General features: G+C 64.0%; 37 protein-coding genes and 1 pseudogene. 17 read left to right on the top strand and 21 right to left on the bottom strand.

Annotated features, from left to right (window positions below; all coding sequences use genetic code 11):
- Positions 1-60: 60 nt before the first annotated feature.
- From GSQ95_RS12100 to GSQ95_RS12055, 10 genes and pseudogenes are all read right to left on the bottom strand, one after another.
- On the bottom strand, positions 61-555 hold the full coding sequence (locus GSQ95_RS12100; RefSeq protein ID WP_158892438.1) for a hypothetical protein: 495 nt from the start codon (positions 553-555) through the stop codon (positions 61-63).
- Positions 552-983 (bottom strand): hypothetical protein, encoded by a 432-nt coding sequence (locus GSQ95_RS12095; RefSeq protein ID WP_158892440.1) that lies wholly within the window; start codon positions 981-983, stop codon positions 552-554. The genes GSQ95_RS12100 and GSQ95_RS12095 overlap by 4 nt, the downstream gene beginning before the upstream one ends.
- Before the next feature lie 18 nt (positions 984-1,001).
- Positions 1,002-1,865: a hypothetical protein gene (locus GSQ95_RS12090; protein WP_158892442.1), complete on the bottom strand. Its 864-nt coding sequence runs from the start codon at positions 1,863-1,865 to the stop codon at positions 1,002-1,004.
- Positions 1,866-1,952: 87 nt separating this feature from the next.
- Positions 1,953-2,516, bottom strand: a complete 564-nt coding sequence (locus GSQ95_RS12085) for a hypothetical protein (RefSeq protein WP_158892444.1) — start codon at positions 2,514-2,516, stop codon at positions 1,953-1,955.
- Positions 2,509-2,979: a VRR-NUC domain-containing protein gene (locus GSQ95_RS12080; protein ID WP_256664561.1), complete on the bottom strand. Its 471-nt coding sequence runs from the start codon at positions 2,977-2,979 to the stop codon at positions 2,509-2,511. The genes GSQ95_RS12085 and GSQ95_RS12080 overlap by 8 nt, the downstream gene beginning before the upstream one ends.
- A 270-nt stretch (positions 2,980-3,249) precedes the next feature.
- Positions 3,250-3,951, bottom strand: a complete 702-nt coding sequence (locus tag GSQ95_RS12075; RefSeq protein ID WP_256664560.1) for a dATP/dGTP diphosphohydrolase domain-containing protein — start codon at positions 3,949-3,951, stop codon at positions 3,250-3,252.
- 186 nt (positions 3,952-4,137) lie between these two features.
- On the bottom strand, positions 4,138-4,500 hold the full coding sequence (locus GSQ95_RS12070; RefSeq protein ID WP_158892448.1) for a Ref family recombination enhancement nuclease: 363 nt from the start codon (positions 4,498-4,500) through the stop codon (positions 4,138-4,140).
- A gap of 74 nt (positions 4,501-4,574) precedes the next feature.
- Positions 4,575-6,026 (bottom strand): annotated as a pseudogene (gene dnaB, locus GSQ95_RS12065) (replicative DNA helicase); the annotation flags it as partial.
- Positions 6,027-6,134: 108 nt separating this feature from the next.
- On the bottom strand, positions 6,135-7,253 hold the full coding sequence (locus GSQ95_RS12060; RefSeq protein WP_158892452.1) for a hypothetical protein: 1,119 nt from the start codon (positions 7,251-7,253) through the stop codon (positions 6,135-6,137).
- 157 nt (positions 7,254-7,410) lie between these two features.
- On the bottom strand, positions 7,411-7,677 hold the full coding sequence (locus GSQ95_RS12055) for a hypothetical protein (protein WP_158892454.1): 267 nt from the start codon (positions 7,675-7,677) through the stop codon (positions 7,411-7,413).
- Positions 7,678-7,833: 156 nt separating this feature from the next.
- On the opposite strand from GSQ95_RS12055, the gene GSQ95_RS12050 reads away from it, so the two are divergent.
- The 4 genes from GSQ95_RS12050 (at position 7,834) to GSQ95_RS12035 (ending at position 9,767) form a co-directional block, all read left to right on the top strand.
- A complete protein-coding gene (locus GSQ95_RS12050; protein WP_158892456.1) occupies positions 7,834-8,037 on the top strand; it encodes a hypothetical protein in 204 nt (67 codons plus the stop codon).
- A gap of 65 nt (positions 8,038-8,102) precedes the next feature.
- Positions 8,103-8,990: an AAA family ATPase gene (locus GSQ95_RS12045; protein ID WP_158892458.1), complete on the top strand. Its 888-nt coding sequence runs from the start codon at positions 8,103-8,105 to the stop codon at positions 8,988-8,990.
- Positions 8,991-9,001: 11 nt separating this feature from the next.
- Positions 9,002-9,487 carry a single-stranded DNA-binding protein gene (ssb, locus tag GSQ95_RS12040; RefSeq protein WP_158892460.1) on the top strand — a complete coding sequence of 162 codons (486 nt, stop codon included), beginning with the start codon at positions 9,002-9,004 and terminating at the stop codon, positions 9,485-9,487.
- A gap of 10 nt (positions 9,488-9,497) precedes the next feature.
- Entirely contained in the window at positions 9,498-9,767 is a 270-nt protein-coding gene (locus GSQ95_RS12035; protein ID WP_158892462.1) for a hypothetical protein, read from the top strand.
- Between the two features lie 577 nt (positions 9,768-10,344).
- On the opposite strand, the gene GSQ95_RS12030 is transcribed toward GSQ95_RS12035, so the two are convergent.
- Positions 10,345-10,668 carry a hypothetical protein gene (locus GSQ95_RS12030; protein ID WP_158892464.1) on the bottom strand — a complete coding sequence of 108 codons (324 nt, stop codon included), beginning with the start codon at positions 10,666-10,668 and terminating at the stop codon, positions 10,345-10,347.
- A 320-nt stretch (positions 10,669-10,988) separates the two neighbouring features.
- Between GSQ95_RS12030 and GSQ95_RS12025 the strand changes: the two genes are divergently transcribed.
- From GSQ95_RS12025 to GSQ95_RS11980, 10 genes are all read left to right on the top strand, one after another.
- Positions 10,989-11,294, top strand: coding sequence for a hypothetical protein (locus GSQ95_RS12025; protein ID WP_158892466.1), 306 nt, complete (start codon positions 10,989-10,991; stop codon positions 11,292-11,294).
- Positions 11,295-11,297: 3 nt separating this feature from the next.
- Positions 11,298-11,594 (top strand): hypothetical protein, encoded by a 297-nt coding sequence (locus GSQ95_RS12020; RefSeq protein ID WP_158892468.1) that lies wholly within the window; start codon positions 11,298-11,300, stop codon positions 11,592-11,594.
- 93 nt (positions 11,595-11,687) lie between these two features.
- Entirely contained in the window at positions 11,688-11,915 is a 228-nt protein-coding gene (locus GSQ95_RS12015) for a hypothetical protein (RefSeq protein WP_158892470.1), read from the top strand.
- Positions 11,916-12,102: 187 nt separating this feature from the next.
- Entirely contained in the window at positions 12,103-12,417 is a 315-nt protein-coding gene (locus tag GSQ95_RS12010; protein WP_158892472.1) for a hypothetical protein, read from the top strand.
- The gene (locus GSQ95_RS12005; protein WP_158892474.1) at positions 12,414-12,713 is read left to right on the top strand and encodes a hypothetical protein; all 300 of its coding nucleotides are present in this window, start codon (positions 12,414-12,416) and stop codon (positions 12,711-12,713) included. Before GSQ95_RS12010 ends, GSQ95_RS12005 begins: the two co-directional genes overlap by 4 nt.
- A complete protein-coding gene (locus GSQ95_RS12000; protein ID WP_158892476.1) occupies positions 12,710-13,156 on the top strand; it encodes a hypothetical protein in 447 nt (148 codons plus the stop codon). The genes GSQ95_RS12005 and GSQ95_RS12000 overlap by 4 nt, the downstream gene beginning before the upstream one ends.
- Before the next feature lie 59 nt (positions 13,157-13,215).
- Positions 13,216-13,500 carry a type II toxin-antitoxin system Phd/YefM family antitoxin gene (locus tag GSQ95_RS11995; RefSeq protein ID WP_158892478.1) on the top strand — a complete coding sequence of 95 codons (285 nt, stop codon included), beginning with the start codon at positions 13,216-13,218 and terminating at the stop codon, positions 13,498-13,500.
- Positions 13,497-13,787, top strand: coding sequence for a type II toxin-antitoxin system RelE/ParE family toxin (locus tag GSQ95_RS11990; RefSeq protein WP_158892480.1), 291 nt, complete (start codon positions 13,497-13,499; stop codon positions 13,785-13,787). The genes GSQ95_RS11995 and GSQ95_RS11990 overlap by 4 nt, the downstream gene beginning before the upstream one ends.
- 55 nt (positions 13,788-13,842) lie before the next feature.
- Complete coding sequence (locus GSQ95_RS26135; protein WP_178118411.1) at positions 13,843-14,364, top strand: hypothetical protein; 522 nt, start codon at positions 13,843-13,845, stop codon at positions 14,362-14,364.
- Between the two features lie 69 nt (positions 14,365-14,433).
- Entirely contained in the window at positions 14,434-14,853 is a 420-nt protein-coding gene (locus tag GSQ95_RS11980) for a hypothetical protein (RefSeq protein WP_158892482.1), read from the top strand.
- 201 nt (positions 14,854-15,054) lie between these two features.
- Here GSQ95_RS11980 and GSQ95_RS11975 read toward each other — a convergent pair whose 3' ends face one another.
- Positions 15,055-15,348, bottom strand: coding sequence for a ribbon-helix-helix domain-containing protein (locus GSQ95_RS11975; RefSeq protein WP_158892484.1), 294 nt, complete (start codon positions 15,346-15,348; stop codon positions 15,055-15,057).
- 32 nt (positions 15,349-15,380) lie between these two features.
- The gene (locus GSQ95_RS11970; protein WP_158892486.1) at positions 15,381-16,100 is read right to left on the bottom strand and encodes an AAA family ATPase; all 720 of its coding nucleotides are present in this window, start codon (positions 16,098-16,100) and stop codon (positions 15,381-15,383) included.
- 184 nt (positions 16,101-16,284) lie between these two features.
- Here GSQ95_RS11970 and GSQ95_RS11965 point away from each other — a divergent pair, with 184 nt between their 5' ends.
- The 3 genes from GSQ95_RS11965 to GSQ95_RS11955 all read left to right on the top strand — a co-directional run bounded on the left by GSQ95_RS11965 (position 16,285) and on the right by GSQ95_RS11955 (position 17,444).
- Positions 16,285-16,800: a DUF1353 domain-containing protein gene (locus tag GSQ95_RS11965; RefSeq protein WP_158892488.1), complete on the top strand. Its 516-nt coding sequence runs from the start codon at positions 16,285-16,287 to the stop codon at positions 16,798-16,800.
- Positions 16,801-16,874: 74 nt separating this feature from the next.
- On the top strand, positions 16,875-17,078 hold the full coding sequence (locus GSQ95_RS11960) for a hypothetical protein (RefSeq protein WP_158892490.1): 204 nt from the start codon (positions 16,875-16,877) through the stop codon (positions 17,076-17,078).
- A 201-nt stretch (positions 17,079-17,279) separates the two neighbouring features.
- Positions 17,280-17,444 (top strand): hypothetical protein, encoded by a 165-nt coding sequence (locus GSQ95_RS11955; RefSeq protein ID WP_158892493.1) that lies wholly within the window; start codon positions 17,280-17,282, stop codon positions 17,442-17,444.
- 56 nt (positions 17,445-17,500) lie between these two features.
- On the opposite strand, the gene GSQ95_RS11950 is transcribed toward GSQ95_RS11955, so the two are convergent.
- From GSQ95_RS11950 to GSQ95_RS11915, 8 genes are all read right to left on the bottom strand, one after another.
- Positions 17,501-17,905 (bottom strand): hypothetical protein, encoded by a 405-nt coding sequence (locus GSQ95_RS11950; RefSeq protein ID WP_158892495.1) that lies wholly within the window; start codon positions 17,903-17,905, stop codon positions 17,501-17,503.
- Complete coding sequence (locus tag GSQ95_RS11945) at positions 17,892-18,224, bottom strand: hypothetical protein (protein ID WP_158892497.1); 333 nt, start codon at positions 18,222-18,224, stop codon at positions 17,892-17,894. The genes GSQ95_RS11950 and GSQ95_RS11945 overlap by 14 nt, the downstream gene beginning before the upstream one ends.
- The gene (locus tag GSQ95_RS11940; protein WP_158892499.1) at positions 18,224-20,056 is read right to left on the bottom strand and encodes a hypothetical protein; all 1,833 of its coding nucleotides are present in this window, start codon (positions 20,054-20,056) and stop codon (positions 18,224-18,226) included. Before GSQ95_RS11940 ends, GSQ95_RS11945 begins: the two co-directional genes overlap by 1 nt.
- The gene (locus GSQ95_RS11935; protein WP_158892501.1) at positions 20,049-20,258 is read right to left on the bottom strand and encodes a hypothetical protein; all 210 of its coding nucleotides are present in this window, start codon (positions 20,256-20,258) and stop codon (positions 20,049-20,051) included. Before GSQ95_RS11935 ends, GSQ95_RS11940 begins: the two co-directional genes overlap by 8 nt.
- The gene (locus GSQ95_RS11930; RefSeq protein WP_158892503.1) at positions 20,258-20,776 is read right to left on the bottom strand and encodes a hypothetical protein; all 519 of its coding nucleotides are present in this window, start codon (positions 20,774-20,776) and stop codon (positions 20,258-20,260) included. Before GSQ95_RS11930 ends, GSQ95_RS11935 begins: the two co-directional genes overlap by 1 nt.
- 11 nt (positions 20,777-20,787) lie before the next feature.
- Positions 20,788-21,453: a hypothetical protein gene (locus GSQ95_RS11925; protein WP_158892505.1), complete on the bottom strand. Its 666-nt coding sequence runs from the start codon at positions 21,451-21,453 to the stop codon at positions 20,788-20,790.
- Between the two features lie 3 nt (positions 21,454-21,456).
- Positions 21,457-22,047, bottom strand: coding sequence for a hypothetical protein (locus tag GSQ95_RS11920; protein ID WP_158892507.1), 591 nt, complete (start codon positions 22,045-22,047; stop codon positions 21,457-21,459).
- A gap of 64 nt (positions 22,048-22,111) precedes the next feature.
- Positions 22,112-23,593 (bottom strand): LPD38 domain-containing protein (locus tag GSQ95_RS11915; protein WP_158973806.1); only part of this gene is annotated, 1,482 nt, incomplete at its 5' end.

The raw sequence follows: 23,593 nt of genomic DNA, 5'->3' as shown, positions 1-23,593 counted from the left end.
GGGCCGATCCTGTTTGCCCTTGGCGCGCAAAACGACAACATTTCGGCGCACCGGCATCTCCTACGACCACGCCCGCTCACGGATAGCCAGGGCCATCAGGTCGTCAGTGGCTTGGTCATAGGCCTGCTCGGTATCCCGCGGCCTGGCCTGGATCACGTCGACCTCGCCATAGAATTGCTCGAGGCGCGCCACCAGGTCGGGCCGCACGGCGAACGCTCGGGTGAAACGCCACCGGGCGGCATCCACTGCGTCGTGCTTCGCGGCATTGGCCTCGCCCACCAGCATAGAGAACGTCGCCTCGGTGAGTTGCGCCAGCGGACCCTGGGCGCCGTGGTCGGCCCATTCGCCCTCGGCGATCATGCCGCACATGCGCTTGATGCTTTCCAGCTCCTGGAGCTTTTCCTGCAGGTGCCTGGCCAGAACAAGCGCCAGGACGCCGTCCAGCCGCTGGGTGAGGCTCTTGGGGCCCTGGTTCGTCGCGGTTGCGCGCTGGGTGGCCTCGGTAATCAGGTCGTCCAGGTCGCGGTTGAGGATCTCGATGGGTTCGTTGGTCATTTACACATTCTCGGGGGGAGGGTGTCAGGGAATAGATCGGTAGATAAAGGGGTGGTATTAACCCGGGCCAGGCTCAGTTGCTCGCCCAACCACTCGATGATCCGCGCTCGCTCATCCGAGGTTGCTCGGCGGGCCGCATGAACCATGTCGACCACGGCGTTCTCGAGCGCCGCAAGGCGGGTAGCTGCAGCAGGCCGATCGAATCGGGCATAGGGCCGCGAGCCCTCTCCGGATCCGTTGCGCGAGTTCAGGCAGTGGGACCACATCCCCCTGCCGTCCACGTCCTGAGCGACGTGCAGCTCCGCCAACGCCAGCTGACCGTCCACCTTGTTGGCGAATCGGTGGTAGCGCATGAGCACCAGCGAGTTGGGTTGAGCAGGATAGGCTGCGAACATATCGAGCTGGATGCCAGAGCGACGTGGTTGCATGGTGGCGCCCTCCTGGTCTTACAGCTGGATCAGCCACGGGTTAGCGATGTGCTCGGCGGTGCTCATCGCAGAATCGTCAGCATCCCAACAATCGTTGTCGGTGTCCCAGGCGCTGCGATCGAAGTCGAACCTGGTGTCCAGGTCCACGCGCAGGCCTTCGGCGGTCTCAGAGGCGGACGCACCAACCAGGTTGCCGTCCTGCAGCAGGGCGACGGAACCATCACCGATCACCAGGGCCTTGCCGGGGTTGGCTTCCAGGATCCGGCGGTATTCGGCCAGGGTGCCCTCATAGCCACGGACGCCAGACGGTTCGATGCAGGGTGCGACCAGGCGAACCCAGCGCGCCCGGCTGTTGCCCTGGACGTGGTAGTGCAGCCCCGCGGGTAGGAGGTCATCGGGCCGGTTACCGTAGAGACAGTCGACGTGGAAGACGAACGTGTCCTCACCAAGGAAGTGCTCAGCCGGGTAGACGCGCCGGGTGGTGAGGCGCAGCAGCCAGCCGTGGACGCTGACCAGGTCGCCGCTGGCCAGTTGGTCGGTGCTGACCCATTCGCTGTTGGCGTGCTCTAGAACGTGGCGACGGGCCCAGGTGGCGACGGGCAGGCTGTTGGCGTCAGCCAGGTTCATCGCCATGAGCACCTGGTCCACGGTCAAACCGGCATCCGCCAGCAGCGTGACGATGTCAGCGCCATCTTGTGGTTGATGCAGCTCGCCGTGCTCGACGGTGACCGCGATCGGCCAGGTATGGGCCAGGCCTACGACGGCCTCACTTACGATCAGCAGACGATCGCCCTTGCGTATGGACTCGTCGCATTGGATGGCGTCATAGGCTTCGCCGGTGGTGTCGAAGGCGTGAGCGCCGGTTTCAGGGTGTTGAAGCATCGGGGGCTACTCCAAAGGCCCGGCGGGGTGCCGGGTGAGGCCTGAATATACAAACTTAGTTTGCCATGAGCAATACTTTGTTTGTTTTTAGGCCGTCATGGCGCCCAATCTAGACGCAACCGGCGCCAGGGCCTCGGCATCCAGGTCGGCGCAGACATCCATGCAGGCCTGCAGGAAGGGCGCCCACTCTCGCGTCCATTGCATCGACTCGAGGCAGACGCCGCGCGTGGCCAGGATCCAGGCGCGCAGCGCTTCCGGGTTCGGCATTGGGTCGATGCCGGCGCCCTGGCCGCCCTGGTGCATCTGCCGGTAGCGGTGCAGCGCAGCCGCTGCGACGTGCGGGGCGTATTGCTTCTTGGGGTTGCGCATGGGCTTGTGGCGCGCCAGCGCCTGCTCCAGCACCAGCCGCTCGGCCTCGAGGCGATCCTGATCGCGGGCGAGTGGCGAATACAGATGGTCGCCGAACAGGCGCAGCGTCAGCGGCAGGCTGGCGACGGCGTCCTGCACATGCGCCGCCACCGTGCGCCCGATCGCGCTCCGGGTGCTCCTGGTCAGGCTGGCCGCCTCGAGCACCGCCCTTGCCATCGCATGACTACGGTTGCCGCTGTGGGAGTCGTGCCAGGCGTGGCGGGCGGTATAGCGTTCAGCCATGGGCGCGGGCTTTCTCTGCCAGGCGGGGCTCCAGGTACTTGGCGATCACCACCTTGGCGGCCTCGGCGCCCTTGCAGATCTCGCAGCGGTAGCCTTCTTCGGCCATCCAAGCGAGGGTCTCGCGCTGCTCTTTCTCGAGCGAGCCGCCCTTGGTGCGCTTCATTTCGATGATGAGGCCAGGGAAGGTGCCGGATCGCATCAACAGCTGGAGGTCCGGATAGCCTTTGCGCCGGCCTTCCTGGTTGAGCTTGTGGCCAACATACTTCGGCACGCGGCTGGCGTTGGGAACCGCGGCCAGGCGCCCGGCGAGGTCAGGGTAGGTGTCGTCGAACCAGCTGATGAGCACCACCTGTTCTTCGTGCTCGGTGGGGATACCGGGGCCGTCCTCATAGCAGGACTTGGGCCGCGTCGGCTTGGCTTTCTCGGGGCGGGGTCGCATATCGGCCGGCAGTTGTGCGGCCATGCGTGAGGGCAGGGACTCGGCTCTCCAACGAGTGCCTTTGCTCCGTTTTCGCGAGGGGTCCAGCTGGGTTACTTCGGTCACGCATTACCTCCGTTGCTCTGGTGGTCGTCACACAGATCCCTGGCTTCTTGGGCCGATCCTCGAGTGCCAAGCGGCGGGACAGCGGCCGCCTGGCGGGATGTGGATAGGGGTGGCCATGCGACGTATTGGGTGTCAGCGCCTGGGTGGCGCCAGCGGACGACGGCATACCCTTCCGGGCTTACCAGGCAGTCAGGCCCGGCATAGCTCCAGTCCATGCTCGATCTCATTGCTGCCATAGGCCAGGCGCCAGCCCACGAACTCGAACGGGCGCAGATGCTCGGAACGAACGCCCCAGTTCAGGCGAGACGGGTCCTTGAACTGCATCACTTCGCCGCTGCGATTGATGACGTCGACGTGCCTGCCCACGGCGTCAGCCGGGCAAGGGTCGCCCGGGGTGTGCTTGTGGAACAGGTGGTCGACATCATCGGCGCAGCGCTGGACATCGTTGTCCGCGCGAAGCCAGTGCTTAGGCTTGCGGTCGGCGTGCTGCAGCTGCAGACGGGCAACGTGGGGGGTGAGTTGCTCGAGCAGGTTGCGGAAGCCGGGGGCAGGGGAGAAAGAGCGATCGTCGGTCAGCTGGCCGTGTGCCTGGGCGTCGACCAGGATGGCCAGACAGCTCAGGGCCGCGGCTAGGTGAGGTACGCCATCATCAGGGTCGCATTCCTCGCCCTCGAACCAGGCGGCGACGTGGCGCTGCAGGGCATCGATGTAGACGGAAGCGCGGACGCCGGCGGCTCGCCAGTTGAGGTTGCCGTACTTTTCGTGACCGTTGAGAAGGCCAATGCAGCCCATGGCGGTGGCGGTCACCGGCCATAGGTGCATCGGAAGTTTCCCAGCTCCGATTAGGTCTTTCGGGTTGCTGGGCTTGGCGCTGCTTTGGGGGGTGGTCATGTTTGATTCAATCCAGTTGGCTCTGGGGTCATTTTGATTGCAAAGCGCACGCACTTTACCGCCAAAGTGAGAGCCATACACTATCAAAGTGCGGGCTCAGTCACTTTTTTATATTGCTGTATACCTGACCAGTGGTATAGCCATTTGCTGCCAGGCTTATCGTTTTTCCCGACAATCGGTAGGTAACTACGCTTCGAACACGAACGGCTGCTCTAGGTCGGGCCCATCCGTCGGGCCAGGCGCATCGATGCCGAGCGCCAGATAGACCTTGGCCAACAGCATCAGCTCGGTACCGAACACCGCCTCCCAGGCCACTCGCCCCGCGTGATACGCCACGCCATAGCCGCCTTGCCGATGGTGAACCGGGCAGAGCGGCAGGACGCGGAGGTTGCTCGAGCGCTGGCCACCGCCGGCGCCGGTCCGAATGTGGTGGATCTCCGCCGGGGTGTCCTGGAAGCCCAGGACGTGGCAGGCGATACAGCCGAGCGAGACCACCCGGTCCAGGAAGCGACGTTCTGCGGACGTGGCGCCGCCGCGCTTGCTGCTCATTCGTCGAACTCGTCGTAGAGGCTACGGGGCCGACTTCCGCCCCGGCCGCCCGATTGCTTGGGCGTGGGCCGCTCGTTGTCGTAGTCGGTGAAGGATCCTGGCGCCAGGTTATCGAAGCGAGAGATAGCGCCCTGGAATGCCAGCCGGGTGGTGGCCAGGGGACCGTTGCGCTGCTTGCCGATGATGATTTCGGCGATGCCCTTGTACTCGGTGTCCGGGTGATACACCTCATCGCGGTAGACGAACATGATCACGTCAGCGTCCTGCTCGATCGCGCCAGACTCACGCAGGTCGGAGTTGATCGGGCGCTTATTCGGGCGGCTTTCCAGGCCACGATTCAGCTGGGATAGCGCCACCACCGGGCAATTGAACTCCTTGGCCAGCGCCTTGAGGCCGCGGCTGATTGCCGATACTTCGCTGGTGCGGCCCTCACTCGCGTCGGGCATCTGCATGAGCTGCAGGTAGTCCACCATGATCAGCGCGATACCGTCGTGATCGCGCGCCACTCGCCGGCAAACGCTGCGCATGTAGGCCGGGCCGACGCCGGCAGTGTCATTGATGATCAGCCGGTGCTGGAAGCCGTTCATGGTGTTGGCTGCAGCCGTCAGCCGTGGCCAGTCGTCGTCCTCGAGGCGGCCAGTCCGAACCCGGGTCTGGTCCAGGCGGCCGAGGCTGGCCAACATTCGGTTGGCGATCGACGCCGCCGGCATTTCCAGGCTGAACACGACCACCGCCTTGCTGGTGATTTGCACGGCGTTCTCGACCAGGTTCATGGCGAACGTGGTTTTCCCCATGGACGGGCGCCCGGCCAGCACGATGAGGTCGGTGTCCTGCATCCCGCCGCCCAGGTGCTTGTCCAGGTCCGCATAGCCGGTGCGCAGGCCTGTGGCTTCGTCCGGGTTGTTGAACTTGTGATCGATGGTATCAATGACCCCCGGCAAGATCTCGGCCAGGGTGCGGCCAGCGTTGGCGCCGGCAGTGGTATTCCGGATGGCCAGGACACGTTGCTCTGCCTGGTCCAGGATCTGGTCGGCCGTGGCGCCTTGCGGAGCTAGCGCCTGGTTGGCGGTTTCGCGGCTGACCTCGAGCACCTGCCGCAACATGCTGCGCTCACGAACGATCTCGGCATAGGCGCGCACGTTGGCGATGCTGGGAGTGTTGTGCGCCAGCTGGGCGACGTAGGTCAGGCCTCCGGTGAAGCGGTCCTTGCCCAGCAGCTCGAGGCGCTCGCTGACGGTGACAGCATCGATGGGGCGCTGCTCGGCCACCAGCCCGGCGATGACACGGAAAATCTCTTGGTGCGCCGGCAGGTAGAAATCAGCGGCCGACACCAGGTCTTCGACCCGTGCCCAGGCCTCGGCACCTTGGGCGCCGGTCAGCATCAGACCACCCAGCACTGCCTGTTCTGCCTCGGTTGAGTGGGCGGGGCCACGAACCTCATGGTGGCGATATGGTGTCAGACGACCCGCGTATTCTTCTGGATAGGCGGGCGGCTCTTGGTCTTCAAATTCGTTGCGGTCTTGCATAGCATTCCCTTTGGGGAACTTTTCGTCTCGAAAAGTGTCCCATTTAATCGCAGGTACTGGTTGGCGCCGGTACCTGCGAGGCTAGAAGCCCACCGGGGGGTGGGTGTGTTAAGCGTTGGCCTGCATTGCAGACCGATGTTCTTGGCCAGTACCGGTGCCGTATTCGGCCCGGTACTGGTCCATCACGTCGTCGAAGATGTGCCGCGTTAGCAGCATCTCCAGATTTGGCTTGCGGCTCCGGTTGAGCCACTCCACGCGATAACCCTTGCGCGTAATCTCCGCGCAGTACTCGAAATATCGATTCCAGAACGCAATACGCTGCTTGCGCGGATCCTCAGTCCAGCGCTCGGCTATGCGTGCGCGCAATTTATCGTCCAGAACGTCAACCTGGGGCAGGTTCGTACAAACCGTGTGGTAGGCCTCGACGATGTCATCGTAAGGCGTCTCGACCGCGCCGGAACGAGCCAATTTCCCATCCAGATACCGCACTTCAACCGAGGTCCAGCCGGACGTCACAGCGAGCGCTACCGCGTCGTTTAGGTTGAAACCTGCTTGAGTAATCAAGGCGAAGCTGGCTTTGAGCCTTTCCCAAGACGTTTGGGTCAGGATTGCGCCCTTACGGGTTCTGACCTTGTGCCAGTCCCTGAAAGTGCGCTCCTGGAGTCCTTCGGGTAAATCCTTCAACGCTTCACGCAGACCAAAATTGTCACTTCCGCCCGATTCAGGCGCGTCCTGACGCGCGTGTTCTTGGTTGAGTGTTTTCTCTGTAGTTCTCTTTGTTGTTTTCTCTGAGACATTTGTGCAACTTGCATTAACGGGTTTTGGCAAATTGCCTAAATCTGATTCGGGCAACCTGCCACTTTCTGAATTGTGCAATTTGCCAGCATCGATTTCGGGCAACGCCAATAGCGTGTGATCCGCGACGATCGTGTAGTACTTGGTGTGATTGTGTTCCCGCTTCTTGAGCTTCTCACTCTGAACGACGCCCATTTCCTCGAGCTTTTTCAGGGTCCGCCGGATGGTGTCCGTGGACCAGAATGGGAACTGCTCGCCCCAGCTCTCGATGCTGTTGTAGATCCAGCGCTTGCCGTCGTGCTCGACGCCGTAGGTAGCTCCGCTGATCCAGAAATGCAGCTGCTGCAGCACGATCGCCTCGTTCAAGCCGATTCGGGTCGCGAGCTCCACGTTCACGGCGATCGGCCGCTTGGTCCAAAGTAGGTTGCTCATGGTGTCGACCCCTGAGCGATACGGTGTTGCATGTTGTTCCCCTCGATCGCACCTGCTCGGACAGCCGAGCCAAAAATCCGGCGCGAAGTCGCCCCGGGAGCAAGGCCGGTGCCAAACCAGTCACAGAACGACAAGTGGTAGTCCATTTGCTGTATATTCATACAGTCTTAGACTCGAGTTCCGCTAGTCGTTTTCGCGTCTCGGCGAGTTGCTCCCGATGACGGGCCTCCATGGCCAGCTCTACAAGGCGCTGCGAACCTGGCGGGACAAATTCGCCCCATTTGCCCAAGGCAACGGTGGAGATCCGGATGTAGGCCGCAGCCTCTTTCTTCGGGGCTCGGGTATCCGCGAACAGCGCCAGGTAATCCGCGGTGCGGATCCTGCCCTCGTTCGGGTCGGGCGATTTGTCGGACTCAGTGGACATACTGCTCTCCAGTTGGGTGGGCCACCGATAATACTTCGAGGTGATACGGTGTCAACCTGGTTTTATCATATGAAAACTAAGTTATTGACATAGTAAACCTAGAGGGTAGAGTTTGCAGGGCTGGCCAATCTCGGCCGGCGTCAAGGAGACAGACACATGACCACCCCCCAAGACCAGGATGAGCCGCGCCAACGGCCTCGCCTGAACCCGGACCGCAAGGTTTCGGTACTGCCCCAGCCGTCGATAACCGACCTGGTGAGCTGCCTCGAGGCGCTCGGTATTCGCACTGTCGCGGATCTGATGCGCGCACGGCGAACCCCTTGCCGGGAGCCTGACGGCCGCTGGCACGCCCAGCTGTAGCGCCATGCCCGGCCGGCGGATGACAATGCCGGCCGGGTCGACCCCCCACGACCTCGAGGTTGTTCATGTTCAAGAAAGCCCAGCGCAAACAGGCCCGCCTTCGCCTCGCCTTGCAGGCGGCCGCCGGTGGTGGCAAGACAGAGAGCGCCCTGCGCCTGGCGCGCGGTATCGTCGGGCCGCAGGGGCGGATCGCCGTGCTGGATACCGAGCACGGCAGTTCCGAGCTGTACTGCGACATCACCGATTTCGACGTTTGCCTGCTCAATCCCCCCTACACGCCAGAGCGGTACCAGGAAGTGATCGCCTTCGCTGAGCGCGACTACGACATCCTGATCATCGACTCGCTAAGCCATGAGTGGATCGGTACCGGCGGGATCCTGGAGATTCATGCCGCCGAAGCGAAGCGCCAGCGCGGAGGAAACAGTTTCGCCGCCTGGGCGAATGTCACCCCGCGGCACAACAAACTCATCAACGCCATGTTGCAGAGTCCGCTGCACATCATCGCGACGATGCGGCAGAAGACCGACTTTGTCCTCGAGGACGATCACAACGGCAAGAAGGTGCCTCGCAAGATCGGCATGGCTCCCATCCAGCGGGAAGGCCTCGAGTATGAGTTCACCGTGGTGCTGGACCTGGAGTCGCGCGACGGCGCCGGCGGCTGGGCGATCGCCACGAAGGACCGCACCAGGTTGTTCGCGGATCCGCGCCAGCTCAGTGAGGCCGATGGCCAGGCGCTGGCCAACTGGCTGGAGACAGGCGTATCCGTGGAAGACCAAATTCAGGCCGACAGCGACCAGCTGCTGGCCACCCTGACGCAGGCGGCCGAGCAAGGACTCGACCCGTTCCGCGAGGCCTGGCGCGCCAACGCCGGGCCCGTTCGTGACCGTATCGCGAACGACCACGACGCGATGGATCGCTTGCGATCCCTCACCAACCCCACCCCCCAGCAGTAGGAGCCATCCCAATGGCACGAGGCGTCAACAAAGTAATCCTGGTCGGCAATGCCGGCAGTGATCCAGAAACCCGGCACCTGAACGGCGGGCAGGTCACCAACGTGACGTTGGCCACCAGCGAGTCCTGGAAGGACAAGCAGACCGGCCAGCAGCAGGAGCGGACCGAGTGGCACCGGGTCGTCTTCTACGGGCGCCTGGCCGAGATCGCCGGCGAATACGTGCGCAAGGGCTCGCAGATCTACGTCGAGGGCAAGCTGCGCACCCGGAAATGGCAGGGACAGGATGGCCAGGACCGGTATACCACCGAGATCGTGGTCGACATCGGCGGCAGCCTGCAGCTACTCGGCGGCGGCCGCGGCCAGGGCGATGACCAGGGCCAGGGGCAGCCGCGCCAGCAGCGCGCACCCCAGCAGGGCCAGGGCACTCGTCAGCCCGGGCAGCAGCCGCAACCTGGTGGCCAGGATTACGGCGACTTCGATGACGATTTGCCGTTCTGAGGATGCCCCCATGTTCGAACGACTGATTGCCCGTTTCCGCAAGCGCCAGGCAACCGCCGAGCGCCTCGAGCCCTCGCTGGATCCGCAATGCCACCTGGTCTACAGCTCCAAGAGTGCCGCCAAGGCCCCCAGGGAGGCCGCCAGGCCACGCCAGGGCGTTATCCCGCGCGGAGGCCTGGAAATGCCGCTACAGCGCCGCCAGGGCGCCCAGGTGCGGCGTTTAAGCGATGACACCCCAGCGTGTGGGTCTGGACCCGATCGGCTCACCAACAGGCTCTGACGCAGCCGCCTATGCCTTGCTCGCTCAATACCACCCCTGTACAGACGTGGATCCTATCCCTGTCCGTTCCCCCTCTTGTGGGGAAGAGCGCAACCAAGTCATTGCCTGGGACAGGAGCAGCGGCTGCGACTGGAGCCCGGCCATCGACACCACATCGGGCGGTAGCGACAGCTCGAGCTACTCGAGCAGCGACAGCGGGACCCCCTCGAGCGACTGACCCATAGCACAACGCACCTGATAGGCCGTTGATCGGCCTATTGGGTCCGTGCATCCGTTTTGCGTGCTATTTGATTCCCATTTGAATGCCTAGTGATTGCAAATAGATGGCGTAATGAGAGCAAAGGACAGCCATGCGAACGACACAGCCAAAGCAGGCGTGGTCAGTGTATTACGACACCCAACAGTTTCCAGGCCTCTACGTGGTGCGGGTCTTCGACCTGGACGACGGCATAGCGATACCGGCCGGCGAGGCCTACGTGGAGTCGGACCTTACGACCGCGCGGCGCCTTGTACCGTCCGGTCTGAGGCGCACGGATCGGGCGCCAGGGGATGCCAGGGAGATCGTCGAGACCTGGTTCTAGTGGTGGCTGTTCCTGGGCGAACTGCGCAGCGACTTGGCGAGGTGGCTATCGGGATACCTGGGCGGCAGGTGGCCGGGATTCAGGGATGCCATGCCGAGCTTCTCGCGTAGCTTTCTGTTCTCTGCGATCAGCTGGTGGACCATGGTCAACAGGCCGTTGCTGTGCAGCTGGGCATCTTCCAGCTCGCGCTGCATCTTCGCCATCCGAGCCGACCTGTTCAGTAGCGCGATACGCAGCAGCTCGACCTCACCAGGCGGGCCGTAGCCGAGCATGTCGTTCTTGCCGTCGGGTAGATCCGGGCTGGTGTGGTCGATATACATAGCGCTTTCCTGTGCTATTACTGTCTTTATGTACAGTATAATAGTAGAAAGTTCCCTCTATATATAAGGACGGGCATGGGCAGGATCGCGACCGAGGCCGGGCGACACCGATCGGCGGCTTGGCAGGACGGGTACCTGGTTGCGATGGGCGGCCTGGGCGAGTCGTGCCCGTACCCAAAGGACAGCGTCCAGGCGATCGATTGGACGGATGGCCACCGCGAGGCTATGACGACCCTACGCCTGCTGCTCGATGCGTGATTGGCAAACTAGGCAGTTCTGCCTAATATGCCTACTAGGCAGAACTGCCTACTTGGAGACTTATGACCACCGCACGACAGGAAAAGCTGCGCCAGGACACGAACCGCGTCCGTTTCCGCCAGCTGCTGGACGCCCATTCGATCAAGCAGGGCCGCGCTGCCGAAATGATCGAGTTTCGGACCAAGAGCCCATGCTCAATACGGACCGTTCGCGCCTGGCTCGCAGATCCCGAAGCCAAGACCGCGCTTCCTTGTCCTGATCACGCCTTGGCGGCGCTGGAACACATGATCAGCACCATCCAGCGCTATAACGCCCAGCGCGAGATGGAAGAGCAAACCAAGCAAAACCACTCGATTACCAAGGTGTGATTTATGACGCTTAGAGAATTGCCACCGGCTGGAATGAACCCAAATCCCCGATTCAATCATCCCGTATTGCGCAAAGTGCTGATGGTGACTAACCAGGATATTGGGAGCGCAGAGACGCCAGACGCCGCCGACCAGATAGGCCTGCAGCTCAAGGGGTATCTAGAGGTGCTGCTTGATACCGAGTTTATTACTAGGGAAGAGTTCGAAGACTTCATGCCAGCGATCGACTATGCGGTGTCGCAATGGCTGCCAATTGAAGAGCGGCCTACTGGTCAGCCGCCTTCTGGTCGGTCGCGATAGCTTCTCCGGTACAAGCTCCAAGCGGCTGACCCACTGAACCCGCCCCCAGGGGCACCCCCGCCGGCGCCGCCGGCATCGAACCGAGGTGACACCATGCAGATTCACGATGTGCGGGAACTGAAAGAAGTTCAGGGCGTTGAAGCAGCTCAGCAGGCTCTAAACGAAGGCTGGACACTGCTATCGGTTTTTCCGGCCATTATCAATGTCGGCGCTACTGTCCATGGCAGCGTCTATGTCCTTGGTCGGACCAAAGCACCCCAAAAGCAGGAAATGCCCGACATATCCAAGGCATTGAAGGACCAAGCATCCGGCAATTACTGATCCGGAGCACGCGCCTTGACGTGAAATCTGCGTCCGGGGCGCCCTGCCCGGCCGTGGCTCGACTTCGCATAATACCGATTATGTTAAAGGAACCCATTCGTACCTGTCCCGCAAGGCTTTCGGGTCAGTTTTTCGGGGGGGCACGCGGATGGGTGAAGCAAGAGGTACAACAGAGGGGATGGAAACGATGACACAAGACACCACCGCACGCAACGCCGACACCCGATCGCCCGCCTGGGTCGTGCTGGGCTTTCTCGACGGCCAACCCATCGACGGCCTGCTGGTGGACGACCCTGTCCTGGCACGCGGCCTTGTCGAGCACGCCAATGCCTACGCGGCGACCATGCCGACCTTCGCCCCCTCGGCCACTCCCGGTGCCTCGAACGAGTGGGCATTGTGGGAGGCGGCGCACCCAATCAGTCGCCGGGCATCGGCCTGCACGGAGTTCAGGCTGATGGCCTTGCCCTGGCTCGACCCCGCTACCCTGGGCACGCCGGCATGAGCGGCGCAACTGACGATCTCACGCGAGAAATCTGGACCCACGTCGTATTGGGCTTCGATGACCAGCCGGCGCCGATCGACTCCCGCGCCCTAGCGTCGTTCGAGGACGAGGCCCTGGCCAAGCAGTTTCTGCACATCCTGACCGACTACCAGGCTCGCCAGCCTGATCCGAACAACCTGGAAGCCCTGCGCGAGTGGGTCGCGCGCCACCCCTGCGCGCCCGTGGCGGGCTTGTTCAATCGCTTCGAGCTGCACCGGGTGCCGCACCTGCAAGCCGCGCCCCCGGAGGCGACATGAGCACACCGCTCTCCCCCGTGCTGGCCAGCGCCTTTGTGGTGGTGGCCACCACCGACTATGAGCCGCCCGAGCTGCTGGCCGTGTACCTGGACGAGCAGCAGGCCAAGACCTGGTGCGCCGAGCTGCAGGCCTACCAGGAAACGCATCCGGGCTGGTGGCGCGATGACGCCACTGATGCCGAGCGCGATGATGCCTATGAACGGCTCGACGCCTGGCGTAAATCCCATCCCGCCGGCGAACTGGCGGCTGGCTGCATGGGCTTCGACGTGCTGCAGCTGCCCCTGGCTGACTCCCCTGCCCTGCTCGGCTATGCCAACGCTCGAGCACTGGCGCATTTCCAGGGTGGCCAGGCCAGCAGCGTGGATGTCGTGCGCGATCAGGAAACGCTCTGGCGCAGCCGTTCGCGCGATGGCGATCCGATACAGGTCTACTTAAAGACCTAGCTAAAGACCTGTTCAGAGTGCTATTATCAGCACTCTGTTTCACCCTCAAGGCGAACGCCATGCCCCAAGAAATCCACGCCCACTACGTCGCATCCGTGACCGAGTTGAAGAAAAACCCTGTAGGCACCGTCGCTTCGGCCGATGGCCAGGCGGTGGCCATCCTCAATCGCAACGTGCCGGCGTTCTACTGCGTTCCAGCCGATCGCTACGAGGCGATGCTCGAGCGCCTGGACGACCTGGAGCTGATCGAGGAAACCCGCGCGGCGCTGGCCGATGGTGAGGCCCCAGTGGCGATGTCCATTGCCGAGCTGCGCCGCGGCGTCGCCGGTAAGGGCATCCAGTGACCTATTCGCTCGAGTGGCACCCCAAGGCGCTGCGCGCCTTCCAGAAGCTCGGCGCCGACGTGCGCGGCCAGCTGCTGGACAAGCTCGAGCAGCGCCTCGCGGATCCGCGGGTACCGGCCGCCAAGCTGAGCGGCCTGCCCGACTGCTACAAGATCAAGCTACGCTCCGCCGGCTACCGCCTGGCCTACCAGGTGATCGATCAGCGCCTGGTGGTCCTGGTGCTTTCGGTCGGGCGGCGCGATGATGCCAAGACCTACGGCGCGGCCCACGATCGCGCCCAGGAGTGACACCCCTACCCTTCCAACTGGCGCGCCAACGCCATCACCACAAGGCAACCCCCCTATGCTGAGCAGTACCTCCCGCCACTTCCATCTGTGTGTCGACATCGAGCACGGTGTTCTCTCGCACGCCAATAACCCCCGCGCCCTCGACGGCCGCCTGACCAACACCGTGACCGGCGCCCCGGTACCGGGTGAGGTAGTCCTCGCCATGGCTTCGGCGCTCAAGGCCCAGGGCTATCGCATGTTGCCGGCTTGCAACCACCACGACGCCCAGGGCCTTTGCCTAGGCCACGAGATCCCCCAGGCCCTGCCGCCGGTCACCGACGAAAAGGCTCGGATGCTGCAGGCCTATGGCTGCTACATGCTCGAGGCCGTCCACGACTTCGACGAGACCTACCGAGCCCTGGCCCGCCTGCAGGCGGCTGACCTGGACGAACTGGCGATCGCAGCCGCCCGGGCCCGCTTCAACCAGGCCAAGCGCGCGCTCGCCCTGCCCTTCGACGAGTTCGCCGCGACGCACCTGGTTGCCGGCGAACCGGCTTCGGGTCTGCCGGTGATGGATCGCATCGCGCAAGCAAGCTGATTCACCTGGTCGCGCGCCCTCCCCCAGGCACGCGGCCGCACTTCCCTACCCCCCTAATGGAGTCTCACGATGACCGCGCCAACGATCATCCGGAGCCTGGACGAAATCACTTCGCTCGGCGATTACCAGTTCGGCCCCTATCTGCTCACCCGTGCCTTGCAAGGTAGCTACGACGACAACATGGACTTTGAGGTCCGCGTGCCCAGGTGGGAAGGCGGTACCGCTCTCGCCGGCGAATTGGCCTATCGCACCTCTCGGCTGGCCAGCATTGAGGCCAGATGGATCTATCGTCGACTGAGCGAAAACGGCGTGATGGAAGGCTGGGGCAACTTCGGGCCCCGCCGGGAGCTGGCCGCGGTGGCCGAGCTGTTCCCGATCCGTAAGCCGCCGGAAGAGGCCCCGCCTATCTACATCCGGGACAGCCCGCGTCTGCGATACATGCGCGGCTTCGATGCGTCCTACAACCCGAGATCCGGACGTGTACGGTAGGGTTTCCTGGATCCTGCTGGCCGGTGCCGCGGTAGCCTTGAGCTATACGGCACCGCCCCAAGCGGATGCGTATGAGCCGCACGGGCGGCGGGTGAAGCCCGTCCCGGCAGTCCACCGAAGTGGTGAGCCGCTGTTCACGCCGGCCCCTATCGAGAAACGGCAGCCGGCAGCGGCCGCCGGTAGTACCGAGGTGTTCTACTTCTAGCGGCCGTTGCGCTCGCGCTTCTCGCGGTCGTGACGGTCGACCCATTCGCGCATGGCCATCGAGATCCCGGCGTTGCGGCTGATGCCGCCTTTCTCTTCGCACACACGGTCAATCTCGTCGACCAGGTCGGGATCGATCACCGGCGATAGCTTCCGCTTCTTTCCGTGCAGCGCATACTCCGGCTTCGGCGGCTGCTGGGTTTTGTGGTCGGGAGCGCCCTGGATGAAGCCCTGGGCAGCGGAGCCCGGCTTAGGCGTCTTGTCGTCCCGTATCGGTTTGGTCAATGCCACGGCATAGCCCTCGAATTGCTATTAGTTTGCACTCAAATTGATCGCTTATTGGTTGCTAATGGCGCCAATTTGGTGGGTATTTCAAGGCCGTCCAGCTCTTCGACCAGCAGGCGCAGCTCGTTGCTTGCTTTGGCGTCGCGCATGGAGCGATGCAGCTCATCCACGCACAGACCAGCCGATGCAGCGGCAGCGAAGGCCTTGCGGCGCACGAATTGAGCCTCGAGCAGCTGCAAGCACGGGAAATCATCCACGCGCCGGCGAGCGGCCAGGTTGTCCTCGCGATTTAGACCGGGCTCTGCGCAATTCAGGAAGACCAGCGCGTTGATCGCGTCCTTCCCATCGCGGCCGCGGAAGTCGTTCGCCTCGTCCACCAGGGCGGCGGTCTGTTCCAGCGCCCAGGAGTCGAAGTTGCTCGGCAGCAGCGGGCTCAGCAAGCGATCGCAGACCTGGAGCGCACCACGCAGCGCGCTGGAGTCACGTGCGCCCGGATCGATGATGATCTCGTCGTAGTAGCGCGATTGCAGCAGCACCTGGTTGTACAGCTGGTCGCCGTCTGTGAAGTGGGCCAGGGCCACCAGCTCGTCGGCGTTGTGATGGCTGCGCAGACGCATAGCGTCGAGCGCGGTGTGTTGGGAGTCGCCGTCGACCAGCAGCACACGCTTGCCATTCAGGGCGAGGCGAACAGCCAGGTTCACGGACGTAGTCGTTTTACCGAGACCTCCCTTGGTCCCAGCTACAGCGGTAATTGCCATTATTTTGCCCTCGGATAACCCGCAGAATGATACCAAAATGGGTGCGTTTTAATTGTATTCACTATGGCAAGTGGAAGGTTAAGAAGTTCTTAAAAAGTTCAATTCATAAAATCAATCACAGGGCTTGCGCGACGGGTGGCAGTGTTCCGAGCCTCAGCGGCCGACCTCATCCGGAGCCTGCCGCGTGCAACCGCCGACCCCCTCGCCTGTCCCTGGCGCCTTCTACGAAGGCCGCGCCGTCATCACCTTCGACTATGCCGCCACCCGCGCCCTGGGCGCGCCCTACTGGCGGGTGCTCGAGCCTTTCACCCTCTTCCTGAACGCCTACCGTACCCAATGGGTGCAGGTCCCCGCCGGCTACCTCACCGACGGCGCCAGCGTCCCCCGTGCGTTCTGGTCGTTCGTTGATCGCTGGGATTGGTATGCGCCCGCGGTGATCGTGCACGACCTGCTGTGCGAGTACCTGCAGGTGACGACCAGCAGCGGGCCATTACGGATCTCGCGCGAGCGTTGTGACCAGATCCTGGACCTGGCCATGGGTGTGCTCGAGCCGGACATGGGATTCGCCGCTACCCCTTCTGCCGATCGGGAAACGATCTACAAGGCCGTTTGCCTGTACCGGCGCATGTCGGGCATCGACCACCCGACCAACACCCCGCAGAAAAGAGCCCTTGAAGCACAGGGCTCAGTGCAACTATAGCTATTAGGTCGCCAGCAAAGTGCAATCAATATGCACTCAAATGGAGACCAATAAACCATCAAAATGAGGACACCATGAATATCGCATCCGTTACCACCGGCATCACCGAAGGCATCCAGCTGATCAAAGCCCTGGCCAGTCTGCGCGACACCGTCCGCGACCTGCTTGGCTTGGACGAAGGCGAATCCGCGGTAGAGGCGATCAACAAGCTGACCGCCCAGGCCGCGGAAGCGGCGGCCGCTGTGACCGCTACCACCAGTACCGCCCATAAGGCCTAATCGACCTAGCATCATTTGGCCGGCAGGTTGCTCTTGTTATGAGAGCAACTTGCAATCAAAATGCGATCTCTTTCACACATCACCCCCCAACCTGAGAGAGGACACGCCAATGTCTCTGCTTTCCCTGTTCGGTAAGAACGCCGCGGCCGCCAAGGTCGAAGTTAAGAAAATCGAGAACCGCGACCTGATGCAGGCCTCGGCATGGTCCTTGCCATCGCCGCCACCCTGCTGATGGCCATGTTCGGCCACCTGCTGGCCATGGTGCGTGACCTGCTGCTGGTGGCGATGATCGCCGGGTTCCTGCTGTGGGCGCTTTGCTGGCCGCTGAACGGGAAAGGCAAAGGGAAGGGCACCTTCAAGGCCTGACGCGACCGCAACGAAATAGCCCGGCCATGTGCCGGGCTTTTTCTTGCCTGGACTACTTAACTCGCTGTCGACGCGGATTCGTCCACCTGGTCAGCCGAGGCCGCGTCCTTGGTGGGTTCCGAGGTGGACGTCTCCGGCCAGGTTAGCCGCGGCAGCTCGCCCAGGAAGGCATCCAGCTCGGGCGCTGGCCGCGTACCAGCCTGGACCTCTGCCAGCGTGTCGTAGCAGTAGCGCCAGCAGGCGTCACGGAAGTCGACCCCGGCCTGACCCTCGGCAGCAAACGTGGCATCCGTGCTGCTCACGTAGGTGCATAGGCTCAGGATGCTGTCATAGCGCCGCGTTCTTGCCGCTTGATCCATATAGGTGCCCACGGCATTGACGAATAGCGTCGTCAACGCAGCACGCGCCTCCACCTGCCGCGTTTCGGCTGTGACCAGTTGGGCCAGGTCAATGTTGCTCATCGGTCACCTCTTCGTCTGGCAGGTATTCAGGCTCCGGCAGAGCCAGCAGACCGTCGGGCGGACTGTCCAGCGGCGCCGGGTCGAATCTGTGGTTCGGCGACGTGACGTCATAGGGGAGCAGCAGGGTCAGCGACAACTCACCATCCACGCGGGTGATGTTGCCGCGGACGAACTCGCAGGCAACCGCAGAGCTTGGCAGCAGCGCGCCCTCCGGGATGACGGAGAAGTCGAAGGTCTCGCCGTTGATGGTCAGCACGTCGCCGGCTTTCAGCACTTCCAGCGTGGCCTGATAGCGGATGGGGTCGAACGAAATTCTCATCAGTACCACCTGCCGATAGCGATGTAGCTCGCCTGGGCCGAAAAGCTGTTTGAAGGGGACCAGACGTAGGTGTTGGGTGCCTGGGTCAGGGACCCGGCCTGGTCGTAGAAGCACGCCCCGTAATAGGACTGCGGAGAGACGGGGAAGGGGAGATAGGCTGGAAGATCCTCAACGAACGCGGCGGGGTAGGTGAGGTTGCCTACGCCCGTGTGATAGCCGGCCGAGCCCGCTTGAGTGCTCGCCGTCACCCTGCTGGTCGTGCCCCCCCAACAAATTTGGGTACCGTCCGCGAGACGGACATAGCGCCCATTCGAGTTGGAACCCCGTTCGATAATGGCGCCGCTCGCGCCCCCGCTGACCACTGTACCGATGGTGGCCATCAGCGCCGCCGAGCCAAGCCCCAGGTTGTTGCGGGCACCTTGAGCGGAGGTAGCCCCGGTGCCGCCGTTGGCCAAATCCAGGGCCTGCGCCAGCGTCACCAACCCCGAGTCATCAATGTTCAGCAGAACGCTGCTGTAGTCGTTGTTCAGAACTTGTAAGCTGCCGCCGCTGGCCCGGATGAACTTGCTTGGTTCGGAGCCGTTGCCGACTAGCTGGATATTTGCACCATTGCCGCCGGTATCGGTGATCGTCAGGGTCGTCGTGGCGCCGCTGGTCACCAAGTCCAAGGCGGTGCCGTTGCCCTCGGCGTCTATGATCGCGTACAGCAGGGCGCTCAGCTTGGTGATGTCGCCATTGGCCCCCACCGCGGCCGCGGCGATGTCTGCGCGGTACTGCGACGCACTAGCCCGCTGGAAGCTGGTGCAACGCCAATTACTTGAGCCCAGCGACACGAACGAGGCCACGTCCCCGGCCTGGGTCTGGATGTTGCCGCCGAAGGGCAGGATGAGGCTGGTCGCATTGTGGGTCAGCAGCGGTGTGTCGCTGAAAACCAGGCATCGCTCAGCGCCCGACACAGCGGCATCAAACGCCGTGATCGTCGTAGTACCGGTGACGGTCAGCGTGTTGGCGCCGGCGGCGCCGATGGCCGTCGTGGCAGCCGCCGCGATGGAGCCGACCGGGGCGAGGTTCAGCGCGCCGGTCAGTGTGCCGCCAGCCAGTGGCAGATAGCTCTGCGCCAAGCTCATCGTCACCGCGATATTGCCGGTGCCGTCGAAGCTATAGCTGCCGGTCACAGCGCCGTTGAAGGTGACCGTTCGTGCGGTGTCCAGCTTGGTCGCGCTCAGCACGGCCTTGGCGCTATCGGCGGTGTTGTCCACGCTGCCCAGGCCCACGTCAGCCTTGACCAGCTGTACCGCGCCAGTCTTTCCAGCGACGGAGTCCACCGCGCCGCTGGTGATGTAGATGTAGGAGCTGCCACCCCAGCGATAGGTCTTGTTGGTGTCCTGAGCAACGTAAATCTTGCCGCTCTCGCCGGTAGAGGGGAAAGCCGAGAGGGCGGAGTACTCGAGGACGTCACCGACATAGCTGGGCAGCTGCGCGGCTGGCACAAGACCGCTGCCGTCGAGGCTTGCATAGCCATTGGCCGCGCCCTTTTTGGCGGCGTTCTCTGGCGTAAAGCCCAGCGCCGCCTGAGCGCCGAGTAGGGTGAGCATTTCCGCCGCTGTGGCCTTGGCCAGCAGCGCGATCGCCTTTTCGGAAAGGGGGGCCAGGGCCGCCTGGGTGTCGCTGGTGAAATAGGGGAGTTTGCCGGCTGCCGGCGTCAGGGCCCCCAAGGCCTCGAGCGCAGCGACCAGGTTGTCCAAGGGAACGGTGTCATCGGTAGAGAATTGCACCAGCTTGCCGGTGCCATCCCCGTTGTCCACCAGCTTGAGCGGGATAGCATCAGCCATTGAGCAGCACCTGCACCTGCAGCGTCTTGCCGGCGCGATCGTCGACCGGTAGCGCGTAGAGGGTTGTGAGGGAGATCCGGAGGGACGTCCCGGCCTGGGTAAAGGCCGGGACGTAGAGCGGCAGGCCTAGCAGTGAATCGCCTGGCGGCAGCTGCTCATATCGGCCGTTCTTGCGGACGATTGGCCTGCGCGGGGTACCCATCAGAGCACCACGTAGTCGTAGTCGGCAGTGGCCAGTTCGGTGGCGCTGGTGGCCTTGCCCAGCTTCTGGTCGATCTTGCCGGCGTTGCCCGCGTCGGTCGAATCCAGGGGCGCGGACAGCACGCCGCCGGCGGTACCCAGGTAATAGGTCGTGCCGGTCTCCAGGCCACTCAGTTGGGCATTGGTCGAGTCGAGCGGCCACATGGTCGCCGTGGCGTCCTTGGCAGCTGCGGCCTTCACGAACCCATCCGCTGCACGGTTGTTGCTGTTGTCGGCCAGGCGCAGCGAGCGCACGCCGCCATTCGACCATTCGTTGACGAACACGCCGGCGGCAAGCGCCTCACTGGCGGTACCGGGACGGGTCGACGCACCGATGCCGTCGGGCATGACCGACTCGTCGAATTTGCCGTTGTTGCCCAGGGCAGGGATCTTGCCCGCGTCGGCGGCACCGGCGGACTGCTGGACGGGGGTGTACTGCTGGTTCCTGCCGTTCTTGCGTTGAAGCAGCTTGTCGACCATAGGGTCTCCTGTTAGAGCCAGAGCGGCTCATCGATGTCGAGGTTGAGACGCGTCGGAGCCGGCGCCGAGCCAAGGACGATTTCCCACCCGGTCGCGGGGGCTTCTTGTGTGAGGCGGCCGCCAGGGCCGACGAAGACCAGGCCCTCGGACCAGGTCCAGCCGTCGTCATCGATCGTGCCCAGGCGCTGGACATCGACGGATCCGCCGGCGGCCGCCGCGGTGGTGGTGATGCCGAGCAGCAGGAGGGCCTGGCCGGGGTTGGTCGGATCGAGTGGGAAGACCTGGCCGCCCCGCTCGTAAACCGCATACAGGGCGCTCAGAGCGACGCCAGCCGTGCGCGTGACCGCTGACCCGCCTGATGGGCCGATCGCGCCCTGGCGGCCCTGTGCGCCCCTTTGGCCATGGGTCAGGACGAAGGCGCCGTGTCGAGGACTGGCCACCTGGTTGCCACCGGGCGCCAGCTCGAGGGGTTGGGCGCTCGGTACCGGGGGCAGCTGCTGCAGGTCGTAGGCGATCGGCAGGGGGGCCACCGTCGGCACGACCACCGCGCTACCAGGATCAGGCGCGACGATGGCCAGCGCCTGGCGCTCAGGGCGAACGACCAGGTGCTGACGTGCGCCCGGGCGCAGGCTGACCACCTGGGGGCGTTCGCGCAGTACCTGGATCTGGCCAGCCATGCGTCAGGTACCTGCCGTGATACGGCCAGAGGCGATGCCGATGACGGTGGCCAGGTTCAACGGGTCGAACAGCTGCAGGTCATAGACGCCCTGGGTCCAGGTCAGCGCCGCGGTGGCTACCGCCGATAGGTTGATGGCCACGGTGGCGGTGGCCTTGTCCACGGACAGCTGGCCGTCGCCGCTCAGGAAGGTGTCCGCCACTGCGCCGCCGGCGCTCTTGCGCACGATCAGCCGCGCAGCCAGGCCGGTGAGATCCTCGGCGCCCAGGTAGCGGATGACCGCCGCGGTGCCGGCGAAGGCCTTGAAGCCCAGGCCGTTGACGTCGGCCAGGGTGAGGGTGTCCGGGTCCGCCACGCGCGCCAGGTAGGCCTGGGTGGGGTCGCTGGCGGGGCTGTTGAGATCCGCCGGCGCGGTGATGCCCTCGATCCGGAACGGCCAGGCGTCGGTCAGGCCATGGCCAGGTACGGTCAGGGTCGCCGGCGCGGTGCGGCCGATACTGGTGATGGGCTTGAGCACCGGCGTCGGGGTGGCGATCCGGAACGCATACTCGAAGGTCTCGCCCTTGGCGATGGCGAGGGGAATGCTGCAGGTCATAACGGGCCCCGGGGGGTGGGTGTGGCGGCCGAGGGTATGAGGCTCCCCCCGGCCGTCAATGGGCCTAGTTGAAGTCGGCCCGGGCGCGGGTGGCGACCCGCTCGGCGATCCGGTTTTCGCGGCGCTGCAGCTCATCCAGCCGGGCCCGCTTCTGCTCGCCGGACAGGCTGGTGCTGCGCGTCACCTGCTCCTTCTGTGCGCGGATGGTGCCCAGCTGCTGGCGTGCCAGGCCCAAGGCACCACGGTGGCGGAGCTTGTCCCGGTTGTCGGCGATCAGCTGCTGGGCGTCCTCAACGCGGCCCTCTTGGCGCCAGGCTCGAGCGGTGCGATAGATCTCGTCCGCTTCGTGGACCATGTCGTACAGGTCCGTCTGGTATTGCGTGCTACTCGGGCTGTCGCCTTTGTAGAGGACGGACACCAGGGGCACCTGGCGCGCGGTGAGGGCAGGGCGCTCGCCGTCCTGGAACTGACGAGCGACCAGGTCACTGGCGCCCAGGACGTAGGCGCCCAGGGTGCCGGTGTAGCCCTTGACCAGGTAGTCCAGCTGTTTGGGCGACAGGCCCAAGGTCGGGCCGGTCAGCTGGCCCACGGCCTTGGCCACCTCGCTGGTGCGCGAGTCGTAACGCGCCTCGGCAAGCTTGCCCTCGTCGGCCAGCGACTCGATCGGCGTGCCGAAGTACAGCGATTTGTTCGCCTGGATGTCCCGGATCGGCATGTAGAACTGCGGGATGGGGTTGAGCTCCAGGGTGGACACCACGCCCCGGGCGATCGCGCCCTGCAGCTGGGCGCCGTCCTGGTTGCCGGCGGCGACGTTGAGCAGCCGCTCGGGCAGCGTGCCGAACAGCAGGCCCAGCTCGAAGGGTTTCGGGATCCGGATGGGTTCGACCTGGTCGGCGCTGAACCAGATGTGCCAATTGGCGTCCTTGTCCCACTCGGGCAGTGCCTTGAAGCGATCGTCGTCGCCGTTGAGCGCGGCCAGGATCAGCGAGAAGGCTGCCAGCATCCCGGCTTTCATCACCACCTGACTCAGGAACTGGCCCTTGTCGTCGCGATAGCTGCGGCCGAGCTTGCCGAGGCCTTGCAGGCGCGCGTTCAGGAAGGGCACCACGTCGGTCAGCCACTGCAAGGCAACGAAGTTGCCGCGCATCGAGAAGTCCATCAGATCCTTGGCCTCGAACGCGGCTTGCCGGCGCGACTTGCCCGCCTGCAGCGCGAGCTTGTAGGTGGCCAGGCGGTTGGCATTCTCGATCCGCTCGCCGATCTCACGGTATTTCTCCCAGCCCTTGGCCAGGGCGTCGCCCAGCTTGCCGCTGGTGCTGGCCAGGCTGGCCAGATAGCTGTCCTGCTGCGCCTTGGTCAGGCCCTTGGCCTTGAGCGCCCGGCGGATAGACTCGGCCGCGGCGCCCGGATCCGCGGCATTGGCATAGCCGCCGGCGAAGCTGGCACCCCCGAACATCAGGTCGCGGTAATCCTCGTCCTGGGCGAACGCGGCGCGCAGGCCTTTGACCGAATCGACGCCGAGCTTGAACTTGTCCGGGTTGGTGAT

Origin of the sequence: Pseudomonas sp. BAV 4579 (assembly GCF_009765395.1) — a bacterium.
In the GTDB taxonomy this organism is placed as follows: Bacteria; Pseudomonadota; Gammaproteobacteria; order Pseudomonadales; family Pseudomonadaceae; genus Chryseomonas; species Chryseomonas aestiva.
Note: the sequence above shows the minus strand (reverse complement) of the source record. Positions and strands in the feature narration are given on the sequence as shown.

Excerpts from the sequence above, each read along its gene's own strand:
- GSQ95_RS12100 (WP_158892438.1), bottom strand. The coding sequence starts at position 555 with ATGACCAACGAACCCATCGAGATCCTCAACCGCGACCTGGACGACCTG.
- GSQ95_RS12095 (WP_158892440.1), bottom strand. The coding sequence starts at position 983 with ATGCAACCACGTCGCTCTGGCATCCAGCTCGATATGTTCGCAGCCTAT.
- GSQ95_RS12090 (WP_158892442.1), bottom strand. The coding sequence starts at position 1,865 with ATGCTTCAACACCCTGAAACCGGCGCTCACGCCTTCGACACCACCGGC.
- GSQ95_RS12085 (WP_158892444.1), bottom strand. The coding sequence starts at position 2,516 with ATGGCTGAACGCTATACCGCCCGCCACGCCTGGCACGACTCCCACAGC.
- GSQ95_RS12080 (WP_256664561.1), bottom strand. The coding sequence starts at position 2,979 with ATGGCCGCACAACTGCCGGCCGATATGCGACCCCGCCCCGAGAAAGCC.
- GSQ95_RS12075 (WP_256664560.1), bottom strand. The coding sequence starts at position 3,951 with ATGACCACCCCCCAAAGCAGCGCCAAGCCCAGCAACCCGAAAGACCTA.
- GSQ95_RS12070 (WP_158892448.1), bottom strand. The coding sequence starts at position 4,500 with ATGAGCAGCAAGCGCGGCGGCGCCACGTCCGCAGAACGTCGCTTCCTG.
- GSQ95_RS12060 (WP_158892452.1), bottom strand. The coding sequence starts at position 7,253 with ATGAGCAACCTACTTTGGACCAAGCGGCCGATCGCCGTGAACGTGGAG.
- GSQ95_RS12055 (WP_158892454.1), bottom strand. The coding sequence starts at position 7,677 with ATGTCCACTGAGTCCGACAAATCGCCCGACCCGAACGAGGGCAGGATC.
- GSQ95_RS12050 (WP_158892456.1), top strand. The coding sequence starts at position 7,834 with ATGACCACCCCCCAAGACCAGGATGAGCCGCGCCAACGGCCTCGCCTG.
- GSQ95_RS12045 (WP_158892458.1), top strand. The coding sequence starts at position 8,103 with ATGTTCAAGAAAGCCCAGCGCAAACAGGCCCGCCTTCGCCTCGCCTTG.
- ssb (WP_158892460.1), top strand. The coding sequence starts at position 9,002 with ATGGCACGAGGCGTCAACAAAGTAATCCTGGTCGGCAATGCCGGCAGT.
- GSQ95_RS12035 (WP_158892462.1), top strand. The coding sequence starts at position 9,498 with ATGTTCGAACGACTGATTGCCCGTTTCCGCAAGCGCCAGGCAACCGCC.
- GSQ95_RS12030 (WP_158892464.1), bottom strand. The coding sequence starts at position 10,668 with ATGTATATCGACCACACCAGCCCGGATCTACCCGACGGCAAGAACGAC.
- GSQ95_RS12025 (WP_158892466.1), top strand. The coding sequence starts at position 10,989 with ATGACCACCGCACGACAGGAAAAGCTGCGCCAGGACACGAACCGCGTC.
- GSQ95_RS12020 (WP_158892468.1), top strand. The coding sequence starts at position 11,298 with ATGACGCTTAGAGAATTGCCACCGGCTGGAATGAACCCAAATCCCCGA.
- GSQ95_RS12015 (WP_158892470.1), top strand. The coding sequence starts at position 11,688 with ATGCAGATTCACGATGTGCGGGAACTGAAAGAAGTTCAGGGCGTTGAA.
- GSQ95_RS12010 (WP_158892472.1), top strand. The coding sequence starts at position 12,103 with ATGACACAAGACACCACCGCACGCAACGCCGACACCCGATCGCCCGCC.
- GSQ95_RS12005 (WP_158892474.1), top strand. The coding sequence starts at position 12,414 with ATGAGCGGCGCAACTGACGATCTCACGCGAGAAATCTGGACCCACGTC.
- GSQ95_RS12000 (WP_158892476.1), top strand. The coding sequence starts at position 12,710 with ATGAGCACACCGCTCTCCCCCGTGCTGGCCAGCGCCTTTGTGGTGGTG.
- GSQ95_RS11995 (WP_158892478.1), top strand. The coding sequence starts at position 13,216 with ATGCCCCAAGAAATCCACGCCCACTACGTCGCATCCGTGACCGAGTTG.
- GSQ95_RS26135 (WP_178118411.1), top strand. The coding sequence starts at position 13,843 with ATGCTGAGCAGTACCTCCCGCCACTTCCATCTGTGTGTCGACATCGAG.
- GSQ95_RS11980 (WP_158892482.1), top strand. The coding sequence starts at position 14,434 with ATGACCGCGCCAACGATCATCCGGAGCCTGGACGAAATCACTTCGCTC.
- GSQ95_RS11970 (WP_158892486.1), bottom strand. The coding sequence starts at position 16,100 with ATGGCAATTACCGCTGTAGCTGGGACCAAGGGAGGTCTCGGTAAAACG.
- GSQ95_RS11960 (WP_158892490.1), top strand. The coding sequence starts at position 16,875 with ATGAATATCGCATCCGTTACCACCGGCATCACCGAAGGCATCCAGCTG.
- GSQ95_RS11955 (WP_158892493.1), top strand. The coding sequence starts at position 17,280 with ATGGTCCTTGCCATCGCCGCCACCCTGCTGATGGCCATGTTCGGCCAC.
- GSQ95_RS11950 (WP_158892495.1), bottom strand. The coding sequence starts at position 17,905 with ATGAGCAACATTGACCTGGCCCAACTGGTCACAGCCGAAACGCGGCAG.
- GSQ95_RS11945 (WP_158892497.1), bottom strand. The coding sequence starts at position 18,224 with ATGAGAATTTCGTTCGACCCCATCCGCTATCAGGCCACGCTGGAAGTG.
- GSQ95_RS11940 (WP_158892499.1), bottom strand. The coding sequence starts at position 20,056 with ATGGCTGATGCTATCCCGCTCAAGCTGGTGGACAACGGGGATGGCACC.
- GSQ95_RS11935 (WP_158892501.1), bottom strand. The coding sequence starts at position 20,258 with ATGGGTACCCCGCGCAGGCCAATCGTCCGCAAGAACGGCCGATATGAG.
- GSQ95_RS11930 (WP_158892503.1), bottom strand. The coding sequence starts at position 20,776 with ATGGTCGACAAGCTGCTTCAACGCAAGAACGGCAGGAACCAGCAGTAC.
- GSQ95_RS11925 (WP_158892505.1), bottom strand. The coding sequence starts at position 21,453 with ATGGCTGGCCAGATCCAGGTACTGCGCGAACGCCCCCAGGTGGTCAGC.
- GSQ95_RS11920 (WP_158892507.1), bottom strand. The coding sequence starts at position 22,047 with ATGACCTGCAGCATTCCCCTCGCCATCGCCAAGGGCGAGACCTTCGAG.